Origin of the sequence: Burkholderia sp. AU27893, from assembly GCF_002223205.1 — a bacterium.
Classification (GTDB): Bacteria; Pseudomonadota; Gammaproteobacteria; order Burkholderiales; family Burkholderiaceae; genus Burkholderia.
In genome coordinates this window covers 118,673-141,479 of the sequence record NZ_NKFD01000001.1, presented here as the reverse complement: position 1 = coordinate 141,479, position 22,807 = coordinate 118,673, and the positions used below count along the sequence as shown (strand labels likewise).

General features: G+C 65.4%; 17 protein-coding genes. 1 reads left to right on the top strand and 16 read right to left on the bottom strand.

Translation table 11 applies throughout. The annotated features are described in order from the left end of the window. Window positions 1-12 precede the first annotated feature (12 nt). The 3 genes from putA to hemE form a co-directional block, all read right to left on the bottom strand. Window positions 13-3,945 (bottom strand): trifunctional transcriptional regulator/proline dehydrogenase/L-glutamate gamma-semialdehyde dehydrogenase, encoded by a 3,933-nt coding sequence (gene putA, locus CFB47_RS00620; protein WP_089438927.1) that lies wholly within the window; start codon window positions 3,943-3,945, stop codon window positions 13-15. A gap of 391 nt (window positions 3,946-4,336) precedes the next feature. Continuing rightward, window positions 4,337-6,598: a primosomal protein N' gene (locus CFB47_RS00615; RefSeq protein WP_089460248.1), complete on the bottom strand. Its 2,262-nt coding sequence runs from the start codon at window positions 6,596-6,598 to the stop codon at window positions 4,337-4,339. A gap of 454 nt (window positions 6,599-7,052) precedes the next feature. Next, the gene (gene hemE, locus CFB47_RS00610) at window positions 7,053-8,147 is read right to left on the bottom strand and encodes a uroporphyrinogen decarboxylase (protein ID WP_278190121.1); all 1,095 of its coding nucleotides are present in this window, start codon (window positions 8,145-8,147) and stop codon (window positions 7,053-7,055) included. 149 nt (window positions 8,148-8,296) lie between these two features. Between hemE and CFB47_RS00605 the strand changes: the two genes are divergently transcribed. After that, window positions 8,297-9,097: a transporter substrate-binding domain-containing protein gene (locus CFB47_RS00605; protein ID WP_089460247.1), complete on the top strand. Its 801-nt coding sequence runs from the start codon at window positions 8,297-8,299 to the stop codon at window positions 9,095-9,097. Between the two features lie 721 nt (window positions 9,098-9,818). Here CFB47_RS00605 and CFB47_RS00590 read toward each other — a convergent pair. From CFB47_RS00590 to CFB47_RS00530, 13 genes are all read right to left on the bottom strand, one after another. Then, a complete protein-coding gene (locus CFB47_RS00590; protein ID WP_089460245.1) occupies window positions 9,819-11,546 on the bottom strand; it encodes an AMP-binding protein in 1,728 nt (575 codons plus the stop codon). A gap of 255 nt (window positions 11,547-11,801) precedes the next feature. Further along, entirely contained in the window at window positions 11,802-12,227 is a 426-nt protein-coding gene (locus CFB47_RS00585) for a F0F1 ATP synthase subunit epsilon (RefSeq protein WP_006477288.1), read from the bottom strand. Window positions 12,228-12,378: 151 nt separating this feature from the next. Next, the gene (gene atpD, locus CFB47_RS00580) at window positions 12,379-13,773 is read right to left on the bottom strand and encodes a F0F1 ATP synthase subunit beta (RefSeq protein WP_011350527.1); all 1,395 of its coding nucleotides are present in this window, start codon (window positions 13,771-13,773) and stop codon (window positions 12,379-12,381) included. Between the two features lie 66 nt (window positions 13,774-13,839). After that, window positions 13,840-14,715 carry a F0F1 ATP synthase subunit gamma gene (atpG, locus tag CFB47_RS00575; protein ID WP_089438921.1) on the bottom strand — a complete coding sequence of 292 codons (876 nt, stop codon included), beginning with the start codon at window positions 14,713-14,715 and terminating at the stop codon, window positions 13,840-13,842. A gap of 69 nt (window positions 14,716-14,784) precedes the next feature. Next, window positions 14,785-16,326, bottom strand: coding sequence for a F0F1 ATP synthase subunit alpha (atpA, locus tag CFB47_RS00570; RefSeq protein WP_021160444.1), 1,542 nt, complete (start codon window positions 16,324-16,326; stop codon window positions 14,785-14,787). Window positions 16,327-16,370: 44 nt separating this feature from the next. Then, window positions 16,371-16,910, bottom strand: a complete 540-nt coding sequence (locus CFB47_RS00565) for a F0F1 ATP synthase subunit delta (protein WP_011350524.1) — start codon at window positions 16,908-16,910, stop codon at window positions 16,371-16,373. A gap of 2 nt (window positions 16,911-16,912) precedes the next feature. Further along, a complete protein-coding gene (locus tag CFB47_RS00560) occupies window positions 16,913-17,383 on the bottom strand; it encodes a F0F1 ATP synthase subunit B (RefSeq protein WP_039351436.1) in 471 nt (156 codons plus the stop codon). A 129-nt stretch (window positions 17,384-17,512) separates the two neighbouring features. After that, the gene (gene atpE / locus CFB47_RS00555) at window positions 17,513-17,782 is read right to left on the bottom strand and encodes a F0F1 ATP synthase subunit C (protein WP_006482730.1); all 270 of its coding nucleotides are present in this window, start codon (window positions 17,780-17,782) and stop codon (window positions 17,513-17,515) included. A 75-nt stretch (window positions 17,783-17,857) separates the two neighbouring features. Continuing rightward, window positions 17,858-18,709, bottom strand: a complete 852-nt coding sequence (gene atpB / locus CFB47_RS00550) for a F0F1 ATP synthase subunit A (RefSeq protein WP_089438919.1) — start codon at window positions 18,707-18,709, stop codon at window positions 17,858-17,860. Window positions 18,710-18,818: 109 nt separating this feature from the next. After that, entirely contained in the window at window positions 18,819-19,343 is a 525-nt protein-coding gene (locus CFB47_RS00545; RefSeq protein WP_089438918.1) for an ATP synthase subunit I, read from the bottom strand. Between the two features lie 563 nt (window positions 19,344-19,906). Continuing rightward, window positions 19,907-21,037 carry an SLC13 family permease gene (locus CFB47_RS00540; RefSeq protein WP_089455338.1) on the bottom strand — a complete coding sequence of 377 codons (1,131 nt, stop codon included), beginning with the start codon at window positions 21,035-21,037 and terminating at the stop codon, window positions 19,907-19,909. Window positions 21,038-21,047: 10 nt separating this feature from the next. Next, window positions 21,048-21,941: a ParB/RepB/Spo0J family partition protein gene (locus CFB47_RS00535; RefSeq protein WP_027788713.1), complete on the bottom strand. Its 894-nt coding sequence runs from the start codon at window positions 21,939-21,941 to the stop codon at window positions 21,048-21,050. A 31-nt stretch (window positions 21,942-21,972) separates the two neighbouring features. Next, window positions 21,973-22,752 carry a ParA family protein gene (locus tag CFB47_RS00530; protein WP_089438916.1) on the bottom strand — a complete coding sequence of 260 codons (780 nt, stop codon included), beginning with the start codon at window positions 22,750-22,752 and terminating at the stop codon, window positions 21,973-21,975. Between the last annotated feature and the right edge of the window lie 55 nt (window positions 22,753-22,807).

The following is a 22,807-nucleotide window of genomic DNA, read 5'->3' as shown; positions in this document are numbered from 1 at the left end:
CGGCAAGGATGATCAGCCGATCGTCATCAAATTCGCATTGCCACCCGCCGCGGCCGTGTTCACGCTCACCGAGCGCTCCGTCAGCAGCCGTTCCAGCGCGTAATCTTCCGCATCGCCGTTCTCGAACGCGCCCACCGACACGCCCTGCACCGACACGATCGGGCCCGGCCGCTGCGCGACGTCCTTCACGAGCGTCTGCAGTTCGTCGCTGTCGCCTTCGAACAGCACCGCGTCGAACGGCGCGTCGGCCTGCTTGCGCACGCTCGCGTGCGCCTTCAGCGATGCCGGCAGCGCGGCAACCAGCGCCTCGCCAGCGGCACCCGCGAACAGCGCGCGGTTACCGGTCGCCAGCACCGCCGCGAACTGCGCGCGCGCACCGCCCGGCGTGGCCGCGACACACAACACCGTGCCGCGCGGGCCGAGTGTATACGTGTTTCGCTCGCCCGTCGGACCGGTCAGCACTGCGGTCGCACCGGCCGGCACCTGGGCCAGATAGCCGTCGCAACGCGCGGCCAGCGCCGGCTCGCGCTGCTCGATCAGCCAGTCGCGCAGCGTCGTGAGCGCCGCCGCCGGGTTGCCGCGTGCGTCGCCTTCCACCGCGCCGTCCGCCACCAGCGACTGCGCGAGCGAACGCGGCAGGCCCGACGGACGCGTCGCGAGCAGGCGCTGCAGGTACAGCGCGCCGCCGGCCTTCGGGCCCGTGCCCGACAGCCCTTCGCCGCCGAACGGCTGCACGCCGACCACCGCGCCGATCACGTTGCGGTTCACGTAGATGTTGCCGACGTGCGCATTCGAGATCACGTGCGCGATCGTCTCGTCGATGCGCGTGTGGATGCCGAGCGTCAGGCCATAGCCGGTCGCGCGGATCTGCTCCAGCAGCTTGTCGAGCTGGCTGCGGCGGTAACGCACCACGTGCAGCACCGGGCCGAACACTTCGCGCTTCAGCTCGTCGATGCTGCCGATCTCGATCAGCGTCGGCGGCACGAACGTGCCGTGCGCACATGCGTCGGGCATCGGCAGTTGCGTGACCGCGTGGCCCTTGTCCTTCATCGCCGCGACGTGCGCGTCGATCGTCTGCTTCGCTTCGCCGTCGATCACCGGGCCGACGTCCGTCGACAGCCGGTCGGGATTGCCGAGCGCCAGTTCGTGCATCGCGCCCTTCAACATCGTCAGCGTGCGGTCCGCAACGTCGTCCTGCAGACACAGAACGCGCAGCGCCGAACACCGTTGACCGGCCGAGTCGAACGACGACTGCATCACGTCCGCGACGACCTGCTCCGCGAGCGCCGACGAGTCGACGATCATCGCATTCTGGCCGCCCGTTTCGGCGATCAGCGGAATCGGCTTGCCGTCCGGGTCGAGACGCGCGGACAGCGTCTTGTTGATCAGGCGCGCGACTTCGGTCGAGCCGGTGAACATCACCGCACGCGTACGCGCATCGGCCACCAGCGCCGCGCCGACCGTCTCGCCGGTGCCCGGCAGCAGCTGCACTGCACCGGCCGGCACGCCGGCCTCGCGCAGCAGGCGCACGGCCTGCGCGGCGATCAGCGGCGTCTGTTCGGCCGGCTTCGCGAGCACCGTGTTACCGGCGGCGAGTGCCGCGGCGACCTGCCCCATGAAGATCGCGAGCGGGAAGTTCCACGGGCTGATACAGACCACGGGGCCCAGCGGGCGGTGCGTGTCGTTCGAGAACTCGTCGCGGATCTGCGCGGCGTAGTAGCGCAGGAAGTCGACTGCTTCGCGAATCTCGGCGATCGCGTTCGGCAGCGATTTGCCGGCTTCGCGCACGATCAGGCCCATCAGCGTGTGCATCTGCGCTTCGAGCAGGTCGGCCGCGCGCACCAGGCAATCGGCACGCGCATCGACCGGCGTCGCCTGCCAGATCGGCGCGGCGGCCACCGCGTGCGCGAGCGCCGCGCTCACGTGTTCGGCCGTCGCTTCGCTGACCGTGCCGACCAGGTCGCGCTGGTCGGCCGGGTTGCGCACGTCGCGGGCCGGTGCGTCGGCGAGCGTGTCGTCGGCGAGCATCGGCGCGGCGCGCCACGGGAAATGCGCACTCGCGAGCAGCGCGGACGACAGCGACGCGAGGCGGTGTTCGTTCGACAGGTCGAGGCCCATCGAGTTGGGACGCTCGTCGCCGTACAGGTTGCGCGGCAGCGGGATCTTCGTGTGCGGCGCGCCGAGCGGCACGACCTTCGATGCCTCGTCGACCGGGTCGGCAACCAGTTCCTTCACCGACACGGTTTTATCGGCGATGCGGTTCACGAACGACGTGTTCGCGCCGTTCTCGAGCAGGCGGCGCACCAGGTATGCGAGCAGCGTCTCGTGCGTGCCGACCGGTGCGTACACGCGGCACGGGCGGTTCAGCTTGTCGCGGCCGGTGACTTCCTCGTACAGCGGCTCGCCCATCCCGTGCAGGCACTGGAACTCGTACTGGCCCGGGTAGTAGTTCTGGCCCGCGAGCTGGTAGATCGCGGCCAGCGTGTACGCGTTGTGCGTCGCGAACTGCGGGTACACGGCATCCGGCGCCGCGAGCAGCTTCTTCGCGCACGCGAGGTACGACACGTCGGTGTAGATCTTGCGCGTGTAGACCGGATAGCCTTCGAGGCCGTCGACCTGCGCACGCTTGATCTCGGTATCCCAGTACGCGCCCTTCACGAGGCGGATCATCAGGCGGTGACGGCTGCGGCGCGCGAGATCGATCAGGTAGTCGATCACGAACGGGCAGCGCTTCTGGTAGCCCTGCACGACGAAGCCGATGCCGTTCCAGCCCGCGAGATCCGGATCGAAGCACAGCGCCTCGAGCAGGTCGAGCGACAGTTCGAGGCGGTCGGCCTCTTCGGCGTCGATGTTCAGGCCGATGTCGTAGCGGCGCGCGAGCAGCGCGAGCGCGCGCACGCGCGGCAGCAACTCGCTCATCGTGCGGTCCTGCTGCGAGCGCGAGTAGCGTGCGTGCAGCGCGGACAGCTTGATCGAGATGCCCGGGCCTTCGTAGATGCCGCGGCCGCCGGCCGCCTTGCCGATCGCGTGGATCGCCTGTTCGTACGATGCGTAGTAGCGCTGCGCGTCCTCTTCGGTCGTCGCCGCTTCGCCGAGCATGTCGTACGAGTAGCGGAAACCGCGCGCTTCGTACTTGCGGCTGTTCGCCAGTGCTTCGGAAATCGTTTCGCCGGTGACGAACTGCTCGCCCATCAGGCGCATCGCCATGTCGACGCCCTTGCGGATCAGCGGCTCGCCGCCGCGGCCGATCAGGCGCGTCAGCGCCGACGACAGCCCCGCTTCGCTGTTGGTCGTCACGAGCTTGCCGGTGATCATCAGCCCCCACGTGGCCGCGTTCACGAACAGCGACGGCGCGTGGCCGACGTGCGAGCGCCAGTCGCCCTTGCTGATCTTGTCGCGGATCAGCGCATCGCGGGTCGCGCGATCGGGAATGCGCAGCAGCGCTTCGGCGAGGCACATCAGCGCGACGCCTTCCTGGCTCGACAGCGAGAATTCGTGGATCAGCCCTTCGACGCCGCCGCCCGAGCTCTTCTCGCGCAGCGCCTCGACGAGCTTCGTCGCGAGCGCCTGCACGTCCGCCTGCAGGTTCGCGGGCAGGCGCGCCTGGCCGAGCAGGAACGGCACGCATTCCGGCTCGGGGCGGCGGTACGCCGCCGTGATCGCCGCGCGCAGCACCGACTGCGGTTGCACGTTCTGCGCGAACTCGAGGAACGGATGCGGCGAGTTGTCGTCGTCGCCGTCCGCCGACTGGCCGTCGGCGAGCTCCGTCACGCCGCTGTGGCCCGACAGCTCGGGCGGCAGCTGGCCGTGCTCGATCCGCTCGAGATACGCGAAGATCGCCTGCTTGATCAGCCAGTGGGGAGTGCGCTCGAGACGCGCGGCGGCGTCCTTGAGGCGCGAGCGGAGAAGGTCGTCGACTTTGACGCCGAGAGTCGTGCTTGCCATGGTGGGTTCGTGCGCCGGTGCGAGCCCGGCAATGTGGTGTGAGAGGATGCGCGAAATCCTACGGCACGCAATAAAAAGGTGCAACCAAATTGCGAGATAGGTTGCACCCATAAGTTACTCAATATAATCAGCCACTTATGCGGTTGCAACCTAGGGGTTGCCCGTGGTCGGAGGATCGGTGTTTTCCCTGAGCGGGCCGGTTTGACAGGCGTGCGCAACCTTCCGCGCGGGTCGCGGCGGACGAAAACGGGTTGCACTGAGTGCGACGGAAGGTGAAACGCCACGGTGCGGCCGGGCGGCAAGAGACGGTTCGGGGGTACCCGGCCCGGCGGTTGGGAATGCAACGCAGCGGCACGCAGCACGACGGCCGCATGCCGCGCCGCCGCTCAGCTCAGATATCCAGCGGATCGACCTCGACGCTCCATCGCAGCACGCCTTTCAATGCGCGCAGCTCCGGCTGCCATGCGCGCAGCGCATGCTGCAGCGCCGCCCGTGACGCGCTCTCGAGCAGCAACTGCGCGCGATGCACGTTCGCGACCTTGACGATCGTCATCGGCACCGCGTCGTAGACGGTCACGCGATCGGCGCCCGGCAGCCCCGGCAACACGGCCGCGGCTTGCAGCAGGAACGCGAGCGCGGCGTCCAGCGTGCGCCCTTCGGCGCGCAGCAGCGCCTGGTAGACGAACGGCGGCAGGTGCGCGTCGCGGCGCTCGCCGAGCGTCGAATTCGCGAAGCCGACGTAATCCTGCCGCCCGAGCGCGTGGTACAGCGCGTGGCGCGGGTAACGCGTCTGCACGAGCACCTCGCCCGGCAGCCCGGCACGCCCCGCACGGCCGCTCACCTGCATCAGCTGCGCGAACAGCCGTTCGCTCGCGCGAAAGTCATGCGAGAACAGCGCGGTATCGGCATTGAGCACGCCGACGAGCGACACGCGCTGGAAGTCGTGCCCCTTCGCGATCATCTGCGTGCCGACGAGGATATCGACCTCACCCGCGTGCACATCGGAAAAAAGCGCCTGCGCGCTGCCCTTGCGACGCGTGCTGTCCGCGTCGATCCGCAGCACGCGCGCACCCGGCACAGCCTCGGCGAGCGCCTCCTCGATGCGTTGCGTGCCGCGCCCAAGCGGCGCGATGTCGACGTTCCCGCACTCGGGGCACGACCGCGGAATGCGCGCTTCCCAGCCGCAGTGATGGCAGCGCAGCGCGTGCTCGGGCTTGTGCAGCACGACGTACGCGCTGCAGCGCGGGCAGCCGGCGACCCAGCCGCAGGCGTCGCACGCGAGCTGCGGCGCGTAACCGCGCCGGTTCAGGAACACGAGGCTCTGTTCGCCGCGCTCGAGCCGCGCCTTCAGCGCCGCGACGAGCGGCCCCGACAGCCCGCCCATCGACGCGCGCCCGCGCCGCCGTTCCTCTTCGAGATCGATCAGCCGCACGGTCGGCAGCGTCGCGTCGGCCACCGCGCGGCGCGACAGCGTGAGCCGCGTGTAGCGGCCCTGCTCGGCCTGCCACCAGCTTTCGAGCGACGGCGTCGCCGAGCCGAGCACGACCGTGATGCCGAGCTGCTTCGCGCGCCACACGGCGAGATCGCGCGCCGAGTAGCGCAGCCCTTCCTGCTGCTTGTACGCGGGCTCGTGCTCCTCGTCGACGACGATCAGCGCGAGCGTCGGCATCGACGCGAGCACCGCGAGGCGCGTGCCGAGCACGATCCGCGCGCGGCCCGTATGCGCGGCGAGCCAGTTGCGCGCACGCTCGCCCTCGGCGAGCCCGCTGTGCAGCGTGACGATCGCGTCGTCGGCGAGCGCCCCCGCGAAGCGCGCGCGAAACGCGGCCTCGAACTGCGGCGTCAGGTTGATTTCGGGAACGAGCACGAGCGCCTGCGCATCCGGCCGCGCGTCAAGCAGCGACGCGAGCGCATGCAGATAGACCTCGGTCTTGCCGCTGCCCGTCACGCCGTGCAGCAGGAACGGCGCGAAGCCCTGCGCGGCGCGGATTGCGTCGAGCGCCTCGGCCTGCTGGTCCGTGAGCGCCGGCGGCACAGTTCTTCCACCGGCTGCCAACAGGTTATCCACAGCTTTGGGCACAGGCGCATCGGCCCAGCCGATCTCCTCGATGTCAACCCAGCCGCGCGCCGCCCAGTCGTCGAGCGTGGCCGCGGCCTTCGGGTGCAGCGCGCGCGCGTCGGGCAGCGCCAGCGAGCCGGTGTCGACCAGCGCCTGCGCGAGCCGACGCAGCGCGGCGCCGCGCGCGGGCAATGCATCGGGCAGCGCCGCGCGGCCCGCTTCCGTCGGCCGGTACCGCACCTCGGGCGCGAGCAGCCGCCCCCAGCGCCCGGCATCGCGCAGCGCCTGCGGCAACGCCGGCAGCGCGACCTCGCCACGCCCGCGCTGGTAGTAATCCGCGGCGAACGACACGAGCGCGAGCCAGTCCGGCGACAACGGCGGCAGGTCGGTGCAGATCGCGTCGATCGCGCGCAGCCGCGACGGCGGCACGTCGGTGTGAGTCGTCACTTCGCAGACGAGCCCGACGGCCTGCCGCTTGCCGAACGGCACCTGAACGAGCGTGCCAGGCCCCGGCGCCGGTTGCGCGTCGCAGCGGTAGTCGAACAGGGTGGCGAGCGGATGGTCGAGCGCGACGCGCAGATAGGTGCCGCTCATCGCGGCGCTCCGGCGGCGGGATGCGCCGCATGGGCATGGACGGCCGACATCCGCGCCCGCATCGGGGCAGCGAACTTAAAGTAAAACTTCAGATTCGGCGCTAAGTTTTGGATTCGCATTAGGAATCGCCGTATACCCTGCCCAGCCTGTGGATAACTTTGTTGAGAACTCGCCGCTCGACGGCCGCAACGCGCGCCGGGCCGCGCTTTCCGCTGATTTTGCCCGCTTGTTGCGGTGCCCCGCGAAGCCTTATGCCATAAGGCTGCTATTCAAATTACCGAACCATAGCGAGACAAATTGACCGATACAGGGCTCTACCGCGCTGCAACGTGGAAAATGTGTATAAGTCAAGTCTTGACAAGCACTGAATCGGCAACCGGTGCGGGGTTGCGCCCTGTTTAGTGCCGATAGCGAAACGCCGTCACGCCGCAGTGCAGCATGACAGCGCTTGCGTTCAGCCGGCGGCTCCGCTACGGATCGCGCGGCTGTGGCGATGCACTTCGTCGACGAGTTCGGCGACGTGATCGGGCGACGTGAATTGCGAAATGCCGTGCCCGAGGTTGAATACGTGGCCCGGATGGTTGCCATAGCTGTCGAGCACCGCGCGCGCCTGCTCGCGCACCGCGGCCGGCGGCGCAAACAGGATCGTCGGGTCGAGGTTGCCCTGCAGCGCGACCTTGCCCGCGACGCGCTCGCGCGCCTGGCCGAGGTTGACCGTCCAGTCGAGCCCGACCGCGTCGACGCCGGTCGCCGCGATCTCCTCGAGCCACAGCCCGCCGCCCTTCGTGAACGTGATCACCGGCACGCGTTCGCCGTCGTGCTCGCGCTTGAGCTGCGACACCACGCGGCGGATGTAGTCCAGCGAGAAGCGCTGGTACGCGCCGTCCGCCAGCGCCCCGCCCCACGTATCGAAGATCATCACGGCCTGCGCGCCCGCTTCGATCTGCGCGTTCAGGTACGCGGCCACCGCCTGCGCGTTCACGTCGAGGATCCGGTGCATCAGGTCGGGGCGCGAATACGCCATCGACTTCACCGTGCGGAAGTCGTCCGACCCGCCGCCTTCGACCATGTAGCACGCGAGCGTCCACGGGCTGCCCGAAAAACCGATCAGTGGCACGCGCTGGCGGCCCTGGCCGTCGGTGAGCGCGCGACGGATCTCGCGCACGGCGCCCGTCACGTAGCCGAGCGTTTCCTCGATGTCCGGCACCGCGAGCTTCGCAACGTCGGCCTCGGTACGCACCGGATGCGCGAACTTCGGCCCTTCGCCGACCTGGAAGTCGAGGCCGAGCCCCATCGCGTCCGGAATCGTCAGGATGTCCGAGAACAGGATCGCGGCGTCGAGCGGAAAGCGCTCGAGCGGCTGCAGCGTCACTTCGGTCGCGTAGTCGGGATGCTTCGCGAGACCGAGGAAGCTGCCGGCGCGTGCGCGCGTCGCGTTGTATTCGGGCAGGTAGCGGCCCGCCTGGCGCATCAGCCAGATCGGCGTGTAGTCGGTCGGCTCGCGCAGAAGCGCACGCAGGAAGGTGTCGTTGAGCAGGGTATGGGCCACGGTAGGAGCGACGATGCGAGGGCAAAGCGGCATTTTACCGGACAGCCGCCCTCAGGCTGCGCATGCCGACGCGATGGCGGCCATATGACGCGCGCGATGGCTCCGTTATGATCGGACGCTCATATCGAACGAAACGAAGGAGGAGACCGATGAAGACACTCGCCACGCTCGCCGCGGCCGCACTGCTTTGCTGCACCGCCGCGCACGCGCAGACCGCCACGCTCGCCGCTGCCGCCGCATCGGGCGCCGGCTCGCGGCTCGACGACGTGCTCGCGCGCGGCACGCTGCGCGTGTGCACGACGGGCGACTACAAGCCGTATTCGTACTACCGCGCGGACGGCCGCTTCGAGGGCATCGACATCGACATGGCCGAATCGCTCGCGAAGTCGCTCGGCGTGAAGGCCGACTACGTGAAGACGAGCTGGCCGAACCTGACCGGCGATTTCGTCGCGAAATGCGACATCGCGGTGGGCGGCGTGTCGACGACGCTCGAGCGCCAGAAGCGCGTGTTCTTCACGCAGCCGTACGTCGTCGACGGCAAGACGCCGATCGTGCGCTGCGCGGACGCCGACAAATACCAGAGCGTCACGCAGATCGACCGGCCGGAAACGCGCGTGATCGTGAACCCGGGCGGCACCAACGAGCGTTTCGCGAAGCAGTATTTCACGCACGCGAACCTCACCGTCTATCCGGACAACGTAACGATCTTCAAGCAGATCCTCGCCGGCAAGGCGGACGTGATGGTGACGGATGCATCCGAGACGCTGCTGCAGCAAAAGCTGAATCCGGGCCTGTGCTCGGTGCACCCGGACAAGCCGTTCCAGTTCGGCGAGAAGGCGTACATGGTGCCGCGCGGCGACGTCGCGTTCCAGCAGTACGTCGACCAGTGGCTGCATCTCGCGCTGTCGACCGGCGAATATCAGGCGATTTCGGATAAATGGTTGAAGTAAGCAGGCTCGTGCGTGGCGGCAGATAGCGGGCACCGACCCCGCCTCCGACGCCCGCAAAAATCGCTGCGCGGCGGTGGCCTCATCACCGCCGTTACACTTCGCTGCGGTGTGCCGACGCCCGGTAAATCGGCCCGGTGCCACCGAATTGGCCGAACGGCCGACTTCCGCGCCTGCCAATCACGTTTCAAAATCTTTCTGACGAATGAATCGTCATGCGCGGTATCGGCCGGACGGCGCATTTTCTCGCGTGCAAATCGGCAATTCGTCGAGCCTGATACGCGTGAAAAACGCATCGTGCGCATGCGCTGAAAACGCTGCGGAAAATATGGGTAAAAATGACCTTTTTCAGGCCCTCAAAAACAGCAAAAAATCCCGGAAAGCCTTATCTGGCGGGCGTTACAACCTGAAACACTTTGTTACCGCGACGGGTCATTAATTCGCCCACAATGGCCTCAACGGTTTCAACACGGATGCGGTCTCGTGTGCCAAGTGTGAGCGGACGCGAAGCGCTGCGAGCCAGTCGGTCACGTACCGAAGCCCTTCCGAGGGGCATCCCTGTTGGAGTCGTTTCCGGCCCCCCGCCGGATTCGGTTTCATCTTTGGTCTCCTCGCGCTAACCCCGTAGCGTGTGGTTTTTAGCGGGCTAATAAGCCCGCTTTTTTTCGTCCATCGAAAACGCAACGGCCCGCAGGCTGCCGCGTTTTCCCGCCTTCATGCCGCGCTACGCGGTCTTCTGCACGTCGAGCTTCAACTCCTCGATCATCCGGTCGCGCATCACGAACTTCTGCACCTTGCCCGTCACTGTCATCGGCAGCTCGTCGACGAAGCGAATGTAGCGCGGGATCTTGTAGTGCGCGATCTGCCCGTTGCAGAACGCACGCACGTCGTCCTCCGTCATCTGCTCGTCCGCGCGCAGCACGATCCACGCGCACAGCTCCTCGCCGTACTTCGCATCGGGCACGCCGAATACCTGCGCGCTCTGAATCTTCGGATGCCGAAACAGGAATTCCTCGATCTCGCGCGGATAGACGTTCTCGCCGCCGCGAATCACCATGTCCTTCAGCCGGCCGACGATGTTGCAGTAGCCGTCCGCATCGAGCGTCGCGAGGTCGCCCGTATGCATCCAGCCGTCCACCAGCACCTCGCGTGTCTTCGCGTCGTCGTCCCAGTAGCCGAGCATCACCGAATAGCCCTTCGTGCACAGCTCGCCCGTCGTGCCGAGCGGCACGATCGCGCCGCCCGGATCGACGATTTTCACTTCCAGGTGCGGCTGGATGCGCCCGACCGTCGTCGTGCGCTTCTCGAGCGGATCGTCGGTCGAGCTCTGGAACGACACGGGGCTCGTTTCCGTCATCCCGTACGCGATCGTGATCTCCGACAGGTGCATCTGCGACACGACGCGCTTCATCGTCTCGATCGGGCACGGCGAGCCGGCCATGATCCCGGTGCGCAGCGTCGACAGGTCGAATTTCGCGAACTCGGGGTGATCGAGCTCGGCGATGAACATCGTCGGCACGCCGTGCAGCGCGGTGCAACGTTCTTCGGCCACCGCCGCGAGCGTCGCGACCGGGTCGAACGCTTCACCGGGGAACACCATCGCCGCGCCCTTCGACACGCACGCGAGCACCGCGAGCACCATCCCGAAGCAGTGATACAGCGGCACCGGGATGCACAGCGTGTCCTGCTCGGTGAAACGCATCGCTGTCGCGATCGAGCGCCCGTTGTTGACGACGTTGCGGTGCGTGAGCGTCGCGCCCTTCGGGCTGCCCGTCGTGCCGCTCGTGAACTGGATGTTGATCGGCTCGTTGGCCGAGAGCGTCGCGCCGATCGCATCGAGCAATGCGGGATCGACAGCCCGGCGGCCGCGCGCCATCAGGTCCGCGAAGCGGAACATGCCGGCCGGCGCGACGTCGCCCATCGACACGACCGTGCGCAGGCTCGGCACGCGCGCTGCATGGAGATCGCCCGGCGTCGCGGTCGCGAGCTCCGGCGCGATGGTCTGCAGCATCTCGACGTACGCGGACGTCTTGAAGCGCTCGGCAGCGATCACGGCCTTGCAGCCGACCTTGTTCAGCGCGTATTCGAGCTCCGACAGCCGGTAGGCCGGATTGATGTTGACGAGCACCGCGCCGATCCGCGCGGTCGCGAACTGCGTGAGCAGCCATTCGCTGCGGTTCGGCGACCAGATGCCGACGCGATCGCCCTTCACGATGCCGAGCGAGGCCAGGCCCGCGGCCAGCACGTCGACCTCGTTCGCGAACTCACGCCAGGTCCAGCGCACCTGCTGCTCGCGGAACACGACGGCCGGACGATCGGGAAAGCGCCCGGCCGTGTCGAGCAGGAACCGGCCGATCGTCGCTTCGGAGAGCGGCACGTCGGTCGTGCCGCGCACATACGACAAGCCGTTTTCGGGCGCGATCAGCGCGCCTACGCCAAGGTCTGCTGCCATGAATGTCTCCGTCCTTTTTGTCTGGTCGGCCTGCGCGCGCCTTCGGCGCCCGCCTCCGCCGCGCACTCGCGACGAACGGCCTCCACGCGGATGATGACGCGCGTGGCTGACGACACTCTGACATCAAATCACGGCGAACGGATGAAATAGCACGACCGGACGGAACGATCCGGCCCGCAAAAATCAGACGAACCCGACGGACGAAAAAAAAAGCAGCCCGAAGGCTGCTTTCTTTCGCGGGATACGCGGCGCGGCTCAGTGCCGGCTGCGAATCTTCGCCAGACGCTGGATCGCCTCGAGCTGCGCCATCGCGGTCGCGAGCTCGGATTGCGCCTTCGCGAGGTCGAGATCCGACTTCGCGTTCTGCAGCGTTTCCTCGGCACGCTTGCGTGCTTCCTCGGCTTTCGCCGCGTCGAGGTCCTTGCCGCGGATCGCGGTATCGGCGAGCACCGTCACGGCGCCCGGCTGCACTTCGAGAATGCCGCCCGCGACGAACACGAATTCGTCGTTGCCGCCCTCGACTTCGATGCGCACCGCACCCGGACGAATCCGCGTGATCAGCGGCGTGTGGCCCGGCAGAATGCCCAGCTCACCCGTTTCGCCCGGCAGCGCGACGAATTTCGCCTCGCCCGAGAAGATCTGCTCTTCCGCGCTGACGACGTCTACTTTGATGGTTGCCATATCGACTCCTGTCGATCGGAGCGGGCGCTAAAACGCCCACTTCGATCCCATGCACGGCGGATTGAGCATAGTGCGTGGGTGCCGTGTCTCCTATCGCCAGCGCTATAGGAGAATCAACGGCCAACGGCACCCGCTGCGTTACACCCGACCCTTACGAGATCTTCTTGGCCTTTTCGAAGGCTTCGTCGATCGTGCCGACCATGTAGAACGCCTGTTCCGGCAGGTGGTCGCACTCGCCGTCGACGATCATCTTGAAGCCGCGGATCGTTTCCTTCAGCGGCACGTACTTGCCCGGCGAGCCCGTGAACACTTCAGCAACGTGGAACGGCTGCGACAGGAAACGCTGGATCTTACGCGCGCGCGCGACCGACAGCTTGTCTTCCGGCGACAGTTCGTCCATGCCCAGAATCGCGATGATGTCGCGCAGTTCCTTGTAGCGCTGCAGCGTCTGCTGAACGCGACGGGTGATCGAGTAGTGCTCTTCACCGATCACGTTCGGGTCGATCTGGCGCGACGTCGAGTCGAGCGGGTCGACCGCCGGGTAGATACCCAGCGAAGCGATGTCACGCGACAGAACGACGGTTGCGTCCAGGTGGCCGAAGGTCGTAGCCGGCGACGGGTCGGTCAAGTCATCCGCAGGGACGTACACGGCCTGGACCGACGTAATCGAGCCCTTCTTGGTCGACGTGATGCGCTCTTGCAGCTTGCCCATTTCTTCAGCCAGCGTCGGCTGATAGCCCACTGCCGACGGCATACGGCCGAGCAGTGCCGACACTTCGGTACCGGCCAGCGTGAAACGGTAGATGTTGTCGACGAAGAACAGCACGTCGAGGCCTTCGTCACGGAAGTGCTCGGCCATCGTCAGGCCGGTCAGCGCGACGCGCAGACGGTTGCCCGGCGGCTCGTTCATCTGGCCGTACACCAGCGCGACCTTGTCGAGAACGTTCGAGTCCTTCATTTCGTGGTAGAAGTCGTTCCCTTCACGGGTACGCTCGCCCACGCCCGCGAACACGGAGTAACCGCCGTGTTCCTTCGCGATGTTGTTGATGAGCTCCATCATGTTGACGGTCTTGCCCACGCCAGCACCGCCGAACAGGCCAACCTTGCCGCCCTTTGCGAACGGGCAGATCAGGTCGATGACCTTGATACCCGTTTCGAGCAGTTCGGTCGACGGCGACAGTTCGTCGAACGCCGGCGCCTTCTGGTGGATCGAACGCGTCGTTTCGCTTTCGATCGGGCCAGCTTCGTCGATCGGACGGCCAAGCACGTCCATGATTCGGCCGAGGGTCGGCTTGCCGACCGGCACCGAGATCGGCTTTGCCGTGTTCTTCACGGTCAGGCCGCGGCGCAGGCCGTCGGATGCACCCAGACAGATGGTACGGACAACGCCGTCGCCCAGCTGCTGCTGGACTTCGAGCGTCAGTTCCGAGCCATCGAGAATGAGCGCGTCGTAGATCTTCGGCATGCTGTCGCGCGGGAATTCCACGTCGATAACGGCGCCGATGCACTGTACGATCTTGCCTTCTACCAAAGCAGCAGTACTCATCGCTTTTCCTTTAAATACCTGATTCTTTACTCGCGCAAAGGCGCAGTTGTCGTCCCGGGCGCGCGCTTAAACAGCGGCTGCGCCGCCGACGATCTCCGACAGTTCTTTCGTGATCGCGGCCTGACGGCTCTTGTTGTATACGAGCTGCAGTTCGCTGATCACCGTCTTCGCGTTGTCGGACGCGGCCTTCATCGCGACCATGCGCGCCGATTGCTCGGACGCCATGTTTTCCGCGACGGCCTGGTACACCAGCGCCTCGACGTAACGCACGAGCAGTTCGTCGACGACTGCCTGCGCGTCCGGCTCGTAGATGTAGTCCCACGACGTGGCCGGCGTACCATCGTCGGCTTCGAAGTGTTCCGACGACAGCGGCAGCAGCTGCTCGATCACGGCTTCCTGCTTCATCGTGTTGACGAAGCGCGTGTAAGCGATATAAACCGCCGACAGCTTGCCTTCCGAGTACAGGTCGAGCTGCGTCTTCACGGCGCCGATCAGCTTGTCCAGATGCGGGGTGTCGCCGAGGTGCACGACCTGCGACATCACCTTCGCGCCGAAGCGGTTCAGGAACCCGAGGCCCTTGCTACCGATCGCGGTGGCTTCGACCTTCTGGCCCTTCTCTTCCAGCTCCTTGAACTTCTGCACCGTCGCACGCAGCACGTTGGTGTTCAGACCACCGCACAGCCCCTTGTCCGTCGTGACGAGGATGATGCCGGCCGTCTTCGCATCTTCGTTCGCCACCATGAACGGGTGGCGGTACTCCGGGTTCGCGCGGCTCATGTGCGCGGCGATGGCACGGACCTTGTCCGCATACGGACGAGCGGCGCGCATGCGTTCCTGCGCGCGGCGCATCTTCGATGCGGCCACCATTTCCATCGCCTTCGTGATCTTGCGCGTGTTCTGCACGCTCTTGATCTTGCCGCGAATTTCCTTCATTCCAGCCATAGCTTGCTCCTTGACCGAAGCGGCGCGGGCGCATCAGCACCCGCGCGGCCTCAGTGTGTCACTCGCGGATCAATAGGCACCGGACTTCTTGAAGGATTCGATCGCCGAGCGCAGTGCGCCTTCGTCGTCCTTCGAGAGATCCTTGGTGTCTTCGATGCGCTTGATGAGGTCAGCGTGGCTGGTCTTCAGGTTTTCGCGCAGGCCCTTCTCGAACGACAGCACTTGCTTGACGTCGAGGTCGTCGAGGTAGCCGTTGTTGGCGGCGTACAGCGACACGGCCAGCTCCCACACCTGCAGCGGCTGGTACTGCGGCTGCTTCAGCAGTTCCGTCACGCGGCGGCCGCGCTCGAGCTGCTTGCGGGTCGCTTCGTCGAGGTCCGATGCGAACTGGGCGAATGCCGCCAGTTCACGATACTGTGCGAGGTCGGTACGGATACCGCCCGACAGCTTCTTCACGACCTTCGTCTGCGCGGCGCCACCGACTCGCGACACCGACACGCCGGCATTGATTGCCGGGCGGATGCCTGCGTTGAACAGGTCGGTTTCCAGGAAGATCTGGCCGTCGGTAATCGAGATCACGTTCGTCGGAACGAACGCGGTCACGTCGCCAGCCTGCGTTTCGATGACCGGCAGTGCCGTCAGCGAGCCGCTCTTGCCCTTCACTTCGCCGTTCGTGAACTTCTCGACGTACTCTTCCGACACGCGAGCTGCACGCTCGAGCAGACGCGAGTGGAGATAGAACACGTCGCCCGGGTACGCTTCACGGCCCGGCGGGCGGCGCAGCAGCAGCGAGATCTGACGGTATGCCCAAGCTTGCTTGGTCAAGTCGTCATAGATGATCAGCGCGTCCTGGCCGCGGTCGCGGAAGTATTCGCCCATCGTGCAGCCGGCGTACGGTGCGAGGTACTGCATCGCTGCCGAATCCGAAGCCGAAGCGGCGACGACGATCGTGTATTCCATCGCGCCCGTTTCTTCGAGCTTGCGAACCACGTTCATGATCGACGAAGCCTTCTGGCCGATCGCGACGTAGATACAGATCAGGTCCTTGCCCTTCTGGTTGATGATCGCGTCGAGCGCCACCGCGGTCTTGCCGCACTGACGGTCGCCGATGATCAGCTCACGCTGGCCACGGCCGATCGGCACCATTGCGTCGATCGACTTGATGCCCGTCTGCACCGGCTGCGACACCGACTTACGCCAGATCACGCCCGGGGCGATCTTTTCGATCGCGTCGGTCAGCTTGGCGTTGACCGGGCCCTTGCCGTCGATCGGGTTGCCGAGCGCATCGACCACGCGGCCGACGAGTTCCGGACCAACCGGGACTTCGAGAATGCGGCCCGTCGTCTTGACGATGTCGCCTTCCGAGATGTGTTCGTATTCGCCGAGAATCACCGCGCCGACCGAGTCGCGCTCGAGGTTCAGCGCGAGGCCGAACGTGTTGCCCGGAAACTCGAGCATTTCGCCCTGCATCACGTCCGACAGGCCGTGGATACGCACGATACCGTCGGTCACGGAGATCACGGTGCCCTGGTTGCGAACGTCTGCGCTCGCTTCAAGGCCCTGGATCCGGCTCTTGATCAGCTCGCTGATCTCAGAGGGATTGAGTTGCATTATTCGCTCCTGATAGTCAATTCTGTTGCGTGCCGGCGTGGCGCTCAGGCGGTCAACGCAGCCTGCATCGATGCGAGGCGCGCGCGAACCGAGGTGTCGAGCACTTCGTCGCCGACCGTCACGCGCACGCCGCCAATCAGCGACGAATCGACTGCGACCGTCGGTTTCAGCTTGCGCTTGAACTTGCGTTCGAGGCCCGAGACGAGACTCTCGAGATCCGCGCCGTTCAGCGGGAACGCGCTCACGATCTCGGCGTCGGCTGCACCTTCACGTTCGTTCTTGAGCGCCTCGAACTGCTCGGCGATTTCCGGCAGCAGCGCGATGCGATGATTGTCGACCAGCATCTGCACGAAGTTCTTCGCTTCGGCGCCAGCTCCGAGCGGCGACTTCACCGCAGCAAGCAGCAACTCGGCTACTTGCGTGCGCGTCACCTTCGGGCTCGACGCGACCGACAGGACTTCCGGCAGACGCGCAACCTGGGCCAGCTCTTGCACGAGCGTGGACCAGGCGGCGATGTCACCGCCCTCGGCCACGCGGAACAGCGCTTCTGCGTAAGGGCGGGCGATGGTTGCAAGTTCGGCCATGATCAGAGCTCGGCTTTCAGTTGATTCAGCAGTTGGGCGTGGGCCGTTTGATCGACTTCGCGCTTCAGGATCTGCTCGGCGCCCTTCACGGCCAGCGTGGCGACTTCACCACGCAGCGCTTCGCGCGCCTTCACGATTTGCTGTTCTGCTTCCGCCTTCGCCTGGGCGATGATGCGGGCGGCTTCAGCCTGGGCGTTGGCCTTGATTTCCTCGGCGACCGCCTGGGCACGCTTTTCAGCGTCGGCGATGCGCTGCTGGCCGTCATTGCGGGCCTGCGCGAGTTCCTGGTCCACGCGCTTGTGCGCTGCGTCGAGTTCTGCCTTGCCCTTCTCGGCGGCGGCGAGGCCGTCGGCGATCTTCTTCGAACGTTCGTCGAGGGCGTTGATCAACGGCGGCCACACGAATTTCATCGTGAACCACGCGAGGACCAGGAACACGACCATTTGCGCAAACAGAGTTGCGTTGAGATTCACGGTGTTTCCTTATCTGCTATTCCGGAAAAATGAAACGGTAAGGCGCTCATCGAGTTGCATTCGATCAGCGCCCCAAGTCTCCGTTCCGCCCTGCGCCGGCTTGCGCCGGACGCATATTTCCGAGGAACCTTAGCCTGCGAGCTTCGACAGGAGCGGGTTCGCGAACGCGAACAGCATTGCAACACCCACGCCGATCAGGAATGCCGCGTCGATCAGACCAGCCAGCAGGAACATCTTCGTTTGCAGCGGGTTGATGAGTTCCGGCTGACGTGCGCAGGCTTCGATGTACTTACCACCCATCAGCGCGATACCGATACAGGCGCCGATTGCACCCAGGCCGATGATGATGCCGATACCGATGGCGGTCAGACCCTGGATGTTGGCGATGTAAGCTTGCATGATCACTCCTTTGTGAAAAGACTTGGAACTGAGATTTAAAAAACTAAAACGGAAACTCTTTGTTGCACGCCGCGCTTAGTGCTTGTCGTGCGCCTGGCCGAGATACACCAGCGTCAGCATCATGAAAATGAATGCCTGCAACAGAACAATCAGGATGTGGAAGATTGCCCAGACGCTACCCGCGATCACATGACCAACGAAGCCGAGGAACGTTGCGTCGCCACCGAAGCTCCACATGCTGCCGAGCAGGGCGATCAACAGGAACAACAGCTCACCCGCGTACATGTTGCCGAACAGCCGCATACCGAGGGAGACGGTCTTCGCGAGATATTCGACGATGTTGAGCGCGAGGTTCGGGATCCACAGCAGCGGGTGGGCGCCAAACGGTGCCGACAGCAGCTCATGCACAAAGCCGCCCGCGCCCTTGATCTTGATGCTGTAGTAGATCATCAGGACGAACACGCCGAGCGCGATGCCGAGCGTGCCGTTCAGGTCGGCCGTCGGGACGATGCGATGGTGGGAAATCACGTCCGACAGACCGAGCAGGCCGATCACGCGGCCCGGCAGGTCGACCGGGAGGAAGTCGAGGGAGTTCATCAGCGCGACCCACACGAACACCGTGAGTGCGAGCGGGGCGATGAAGGCACGATTGCCGTGAACGATGGCCTTCGATTGGTCTTCGACCATCTCGACGAGCATCTCGATCGCGCACTGGAAACGGCCCGGCACGCCCGACGTCGCCTTGCGGGCGGCCAGACGCAGCACGATGATCGTCACGATGCCGCAAACGATCGACCAGAACAGCGTGTCGAGATTCCAGACGTGGATGTCGAAAATCGACGTCTGATGCGAGGTGGAGAAATTCTGCAAGTGGTGCGCAATGTACTCGGACGGATCCGGACCGCGCGTGCCTTCGCTAGCTGCCATATCGTTAATGCCACCCAAATTGTCGAAAATCGTTTTGCCTGTTCCGCAACACGCTATTGCGGGAACGGGCTGGTGCGGTTCGTTGTCGAAACCGCACGCTGCTTGTTCCTTACCGCCAGGCCAGCGCGATCCAGTACGTCTTCAGCACGACGAGGTACGTGACGAGGAACGGCACCCAGTGCACGCCGGACCAGCCGAACGCCACTGCAGTGAACATCCCGATCGTCAGAGCGAGCTTCAGGGCTTCGCCCATCACCCAGCTCATCACGGTGGCCGAGCCACCTGCCTTCAGTCGTGCCACGAATACCGCACTGGGCACCCAGCCGATCGCTCCGCCCAGAAACGCGGATTGCGCAGCGGCGCCCGGCGACTTTGAAAACAGCCACCACGCCAGCGTTGCAACCAGGGACAGAACCACTTGCGCGAGCACCACCTTATAGGGGGTCACGCGCGAGGGCTTGCTCACGTTCGGGCCGAACAGCTTTTCGGCGTCTGCCCGCGTGAGCGGAACGATGTTGTTATCTTGTTGCTCGGCATCCCAGTCATCGTCGAATTCGCGCCGCTCGCCGGCCGCTGAAGCGGTGCGTTGCGTGCGCTGATCATCGTGCCTGTCGTCCGGCGCCTGACCCGCCATCGCAATCTTCCGCAAAATCCTTGAACCCGGCCCCAAGCTTTCTGAAAGCTTTCAGGGGTGCCTAGCTAACAAATCCGGGCGATTGTAAGCGATAGTTGCAAGTGATTCAAGGCTCTAGACGCGACAAAAACCTGCGTAAAACGACGCCTCATCATGTGAAAAACCGGGCGATTCGACGACGTACGATGACAGTTGTAAGGTCGCTTTTTTGCACCGGTATTTCTTGCCCGAAAAAATCCGGCGACGACGGAATGGCGAGGAAACGACGCCCGGCGCGGGCGCCGTCGAGGCGGCACGATCACCACCCAGAACCCGCGCCGTGACGCGGCTCCGACCTCAGGCTCGGCACGAAGCCCCGAACAGCCGAAACACTGCGATCACCCGGCCACGTCCGATGCACGAAATCCGGACTGACGCTGACGCGGCGAATTATCCAATCAGTTGTCATGCCACCACAGTCGATCGACTGTGGATTGCGGCACTTATCAACAGCCCGCACCAGCGCGAATGCTGTGCGCCCCCACCATCCGAATGGCACGTCTGTGCCACACGCATCACGTCGTTCAACCGTGAACGAGCAGCCACGCGCCGAGTGCCGCGCTCACGAGCGCGAACGGAATCGAGACCAGGTGGAACGGCAACCACATGCGCGGCTCCTTCGCGAGACGCACCGCGATCAGGTTCGCCAGCGAGCCGATCGCGAAACCGAAGCCGCCGACCGATACGCCGAACGCGAGCGCGCGCCAGTCATGCGTGAACTCCGACAGCAGGATCGCGGCCGGCACGTTGCTGATGCCCTGCGACAGCACGGCGCCGGCCGCAAAGATGCGCAGCGGTGAATCGAGATTCGCATGCGCAATCGCGTCATGAATGACGGGCAGCGCAGCCGCACTGCGCAGCACGACGAACATCAGCACGAAGATCAGCAGCAGCAGCCAGTCGATCTTCAGGACTGCGTCACGTTTGACGACGAGCAGCACGATCGCGACGGCAAGCAGGCCCGGCAGCGGATGGTGCGCATCGGCGAGCAGCACGAAGGCCGCGAACAGCACCGCCGCGATCAGCGCGTGCAGGCGTTGTACGGGAATGGCGACGACGTCGCCGGACAGGTCGAGCGGTTTCGCGCGAAACGCGCACGCGGTCAGCACGAGCAGCAGCGCCATCAGCGCGATCGCGAGCGGCCCGAGCGTGACCACGAAGCGGCCGAACGACACGCCGCTCAACTGCCACAGGAAAAGATTCTGGGGATTGCCGAGCGGCGTCGCGACGGACCCCGCGTTGACGGCCAGCGCGACGACGATCACGAGCCGCCGGAACGGCAGCGGCGTCAGCGCACGCAGCGACACCATCAGCGGCACGACGACGAACAGCGCGACGTCGTTGGTGAGCCACATCGACAGCAACGCAGCGAATCCGACGAGCAGCATCGCGAGCCCGCGCTCGGAGTGCACGTGATGCACGATGCGGTGTGCGAGCCACATCAGGCAGCCGGACAACTCGAGCGCCTTGGTCAGCATCAGCAGGCCCGCGAGCGTCGCGACCGTCTGCCAGTCGACGCGATCGGCCAAAACGGAAAATGGTTGCGGACGCACCCATTGCAGCACAATCAGCCCAACCACGAGCACCGATAGCACGGGCTCCTGCGCAAGCCATCCCAACCACCGGCGCGGCGCCGGTGCGTCCGTCTCCGCCATGCGCCGCCCTTTACTCTTCGGTTGCGACGTTGCCGCGCAGTCGCACGAGAATGCCTTCGAGTGCGTCGAGGTTGCCGAAGTCGATCGTCACCTGCCCTCGCCCGCGGCGGCCAAGCTTGATCTTCACCGTCGACGCGAGCAGGTCTGACAACTCCTCCTCGAGACGGCGCGTATCGCGACCGCCATCGTCCTTCGCGCGCGCCTTCACCGCCGGCGCTTCCTTCGTCGTGTGCGTGACGAGCTTCTCGGTCTCACGCACCGACATGCGCTTGTTGACGACCTGATGGGCAAGCGTGATCTGCGTGGCCGCATCGACGGCGAGCAGCGCGCGCGCATGCCCCATGTCGAGATCACCGGCCAGCAGCATCGTCTGCACCGGCGAAGCCAGGTTCAGCAGGCGCAGCAGGTTCGACACCGCGCTGCGCGAACGGCCGACCGATTCGGCCGCCTGTTCGTGCGTGAAACCGAACTCGTCGAGCAGGCGCTGGATGCCGTGCGCTTCTTCGAGCGGGTTCAGATCCTCGCGCTGGATGTTCTCGATCAGCGCCATCGCCGCGGCGGCCTGATCCGATACGTCCTTCACGAGCACCGGCACTTCATCGAGGCCCGCCAGGCGCGCCGCACGGAAACGGCGCTCGCCCGCGATGATCTCGTATTTGTCTGATGAAATAGGCCGTACCAGGATCGGCTGCATCACGCCCTGCGCGCGAATGCTTGCCGCGAGCTCCTGCAGGCTGCCTTCGTCCATCCGCGTACGCGGCTGGTACTTGCCGGCCTGCAGCTTGCCGAGCGCGAGCGTGTTCGGTGCCCCTTCGATCTTCACCGCTTCGGTGATATCGGCACTGCCGCCGAGCAGCGCTTCGAGGCCACGTCCCAAGCCCTTCTTCTTTGGTACCGCGTTCATGTCTTTCTTCCTCGCTTCGCTCATGTCCGGATCACGACACCTCGAACGCGCGAACGCGGTCGATCATCTCGGCTCCGAACTGGAGATACGCTTGCGCACCGCGCGAGCTGCGGTCGAACACCACGCCCGGCAGCCCGTAACTCGGCGCTTCCGCCAGGCGCACGTTACGCGGAATCACCGCGTCGAACACCTTGTCGCCGAAGTGCGCTTTCAGTTGATCGGAGACTTGCTGCTGCAGCGTGATGCGCGGATCGAACATCACGCGCAGCAAGCCGATGATCTTCAGGTCGCGGTTCATGTTCGCGTGAACCTGCTTGATCGTGTTGACGAGGTCCGACAACCCTTCCAGCGCGAAGTACTCGCACTGCATCGGGATCACGACGCCGTGCGCCGCGCACAGTCCGTTCAGCGTCAGCAGCGACAGCGTCGGCGGACAATCGATCAACACGAAGTCGTAGTCGTCGGACACGTGCTCGAGCGCAGCCTTCAGCCGGCGCTCGCGGTTGTCGATGCTGATCAGTTCGATCTCGGCGCCGGACAGCTCGCGATTCGCGGGCAGCACGTCATACGTGACGCCGTCCGGACGGATGCGCGCGTCGGTCACCGACACGCCGTCGACCAGCACCTCGTACACGGTCGCTTCGCAAGCAGCCTTGTCGATCCCGCTGCCCATCGTCGCATTACCCTGCGGGTCGAGATCGATCAGCAGGACTCGTTGCTCCTGCGCTGCAAGGCTTGCGGCGAGATTGACCGATGTCGTCGTCTTGCCGACGCCCCCCTTCTGGTTCGCAACGCAGAAGATCTTTGCCATCGTTGGTGTGTTCCCTTTACCTTCAAACAAACGGCGCGCTACTGCGCGCCTGCCC

Excerpts from the sequence above, each read along its gene's own strand:
- putA (WP_089438927.1), bottom strand. The coding sequence starts at position 3,945 with ATGGCAAGCACGACTCTCGGCGTCAAAGTCGACGACCTTCTCCGCTCG.
- CFB47_RS00615 (WP_089460248.1), bottom strand. The coding sequence starts at position 6,598 with ATGAGCGGCACCTATCTGCGCGTCGCGCTCGACCATCCGCTCGCCACC.
- CFB47_RS00605 (WP_089460247.1), top strand. The coding sequence starts at position 8,297 with ATGAAGACACTCGCCACGCTCGCCGCGGCCGCACTGCTTTGCTGCACC.
- CFB47_RS00590 (WP_089460245.1), bottom strand. The coding sequence starts at position 11,546 with ATGGCAGCAGACCTTGGCGTAGGCGCGCTGATCGCGCCCGAAAACGGC.
- CFB47_RS00585 (WP_006477288.1), bottom strand. The coding sequence starts at position 12,227 with ATGGCAACCATCAAAGTAGACGTCGTCAGCGCGGAAGAGCAGATCTTC.
- atpD (WP_011350527.1), bottom strand. The coding sequence starts at position 13,773 with ATGAGTACTGCTGCTTTGGTAGAAGGCAAGATCGTACAGTGCATCGGC.
- atpG (WP_089438921.1), bottom strand. The coding sequence starts at position 14,715 with ATGGCTGGAATGAAGGAAATTCGCGGCAAGATCAAGAGCGTGCAGAAC.
- atpA (WP_021160444.1), bottom strand. The coding sequence starts at position 16,326 with ATGCAACTCAATCCCTCTGAGATCAGCGAGCTGATCAAGAGCCGGATC.
- CFB47_RS00565 (WP_011350524.1), bottom strand. The coding sequence starts at position 16,910 with ATGGCCGAACTTGCAACCATCGCCCGCCCTTACGCAGAAGCGCTGTTC.
- atpE (WP_006482730.1), bottom strand. The coding sequence starts at position 17,782 with ATGCAAGCTTACATCGCCAACATCCAGGGTCTGACCGCCATCGGTATC.
- atpB (WP_089438919.1), bottom strand. The coding sequence starts at position 18,709 with ATGGCAGCTAGCGAAGGCACGCGCGGTCCGGATCCGTCCGAGTACATT.
- CFB47_RS00545 (WP_089438918.1), bottom strand. The coding sequence starts at position 19,343 with ATGGCGGGTCAGGCGCCGGACGACAGGCACGATGATCAGCGCACGCAA.
- CFB47_RS00540 (WP_089455338.1), bottom strand. The coding sequence starts at position 21,037 with ATGGCGGAGACGGACGCACCGGCGCCGCGCCGGTGGTTGGGATGGCTT.
- CFB47_RS00535 (WP_027788713.1), bottom strand. The coding sequence starts at position 21,941 with ATGAACGCGGTACCAAAGAAGAAGGGCTTGGGACGTGGCCTCGAAGCG.
- CFB47_RS00530 (WP_089438916.1), bottom strand. The coding sequence starts at position 22,752 with ATGGCAAAGATCTTCTGCGTTGCGAACCAGAAGGGGGGCGTCGGCAAG.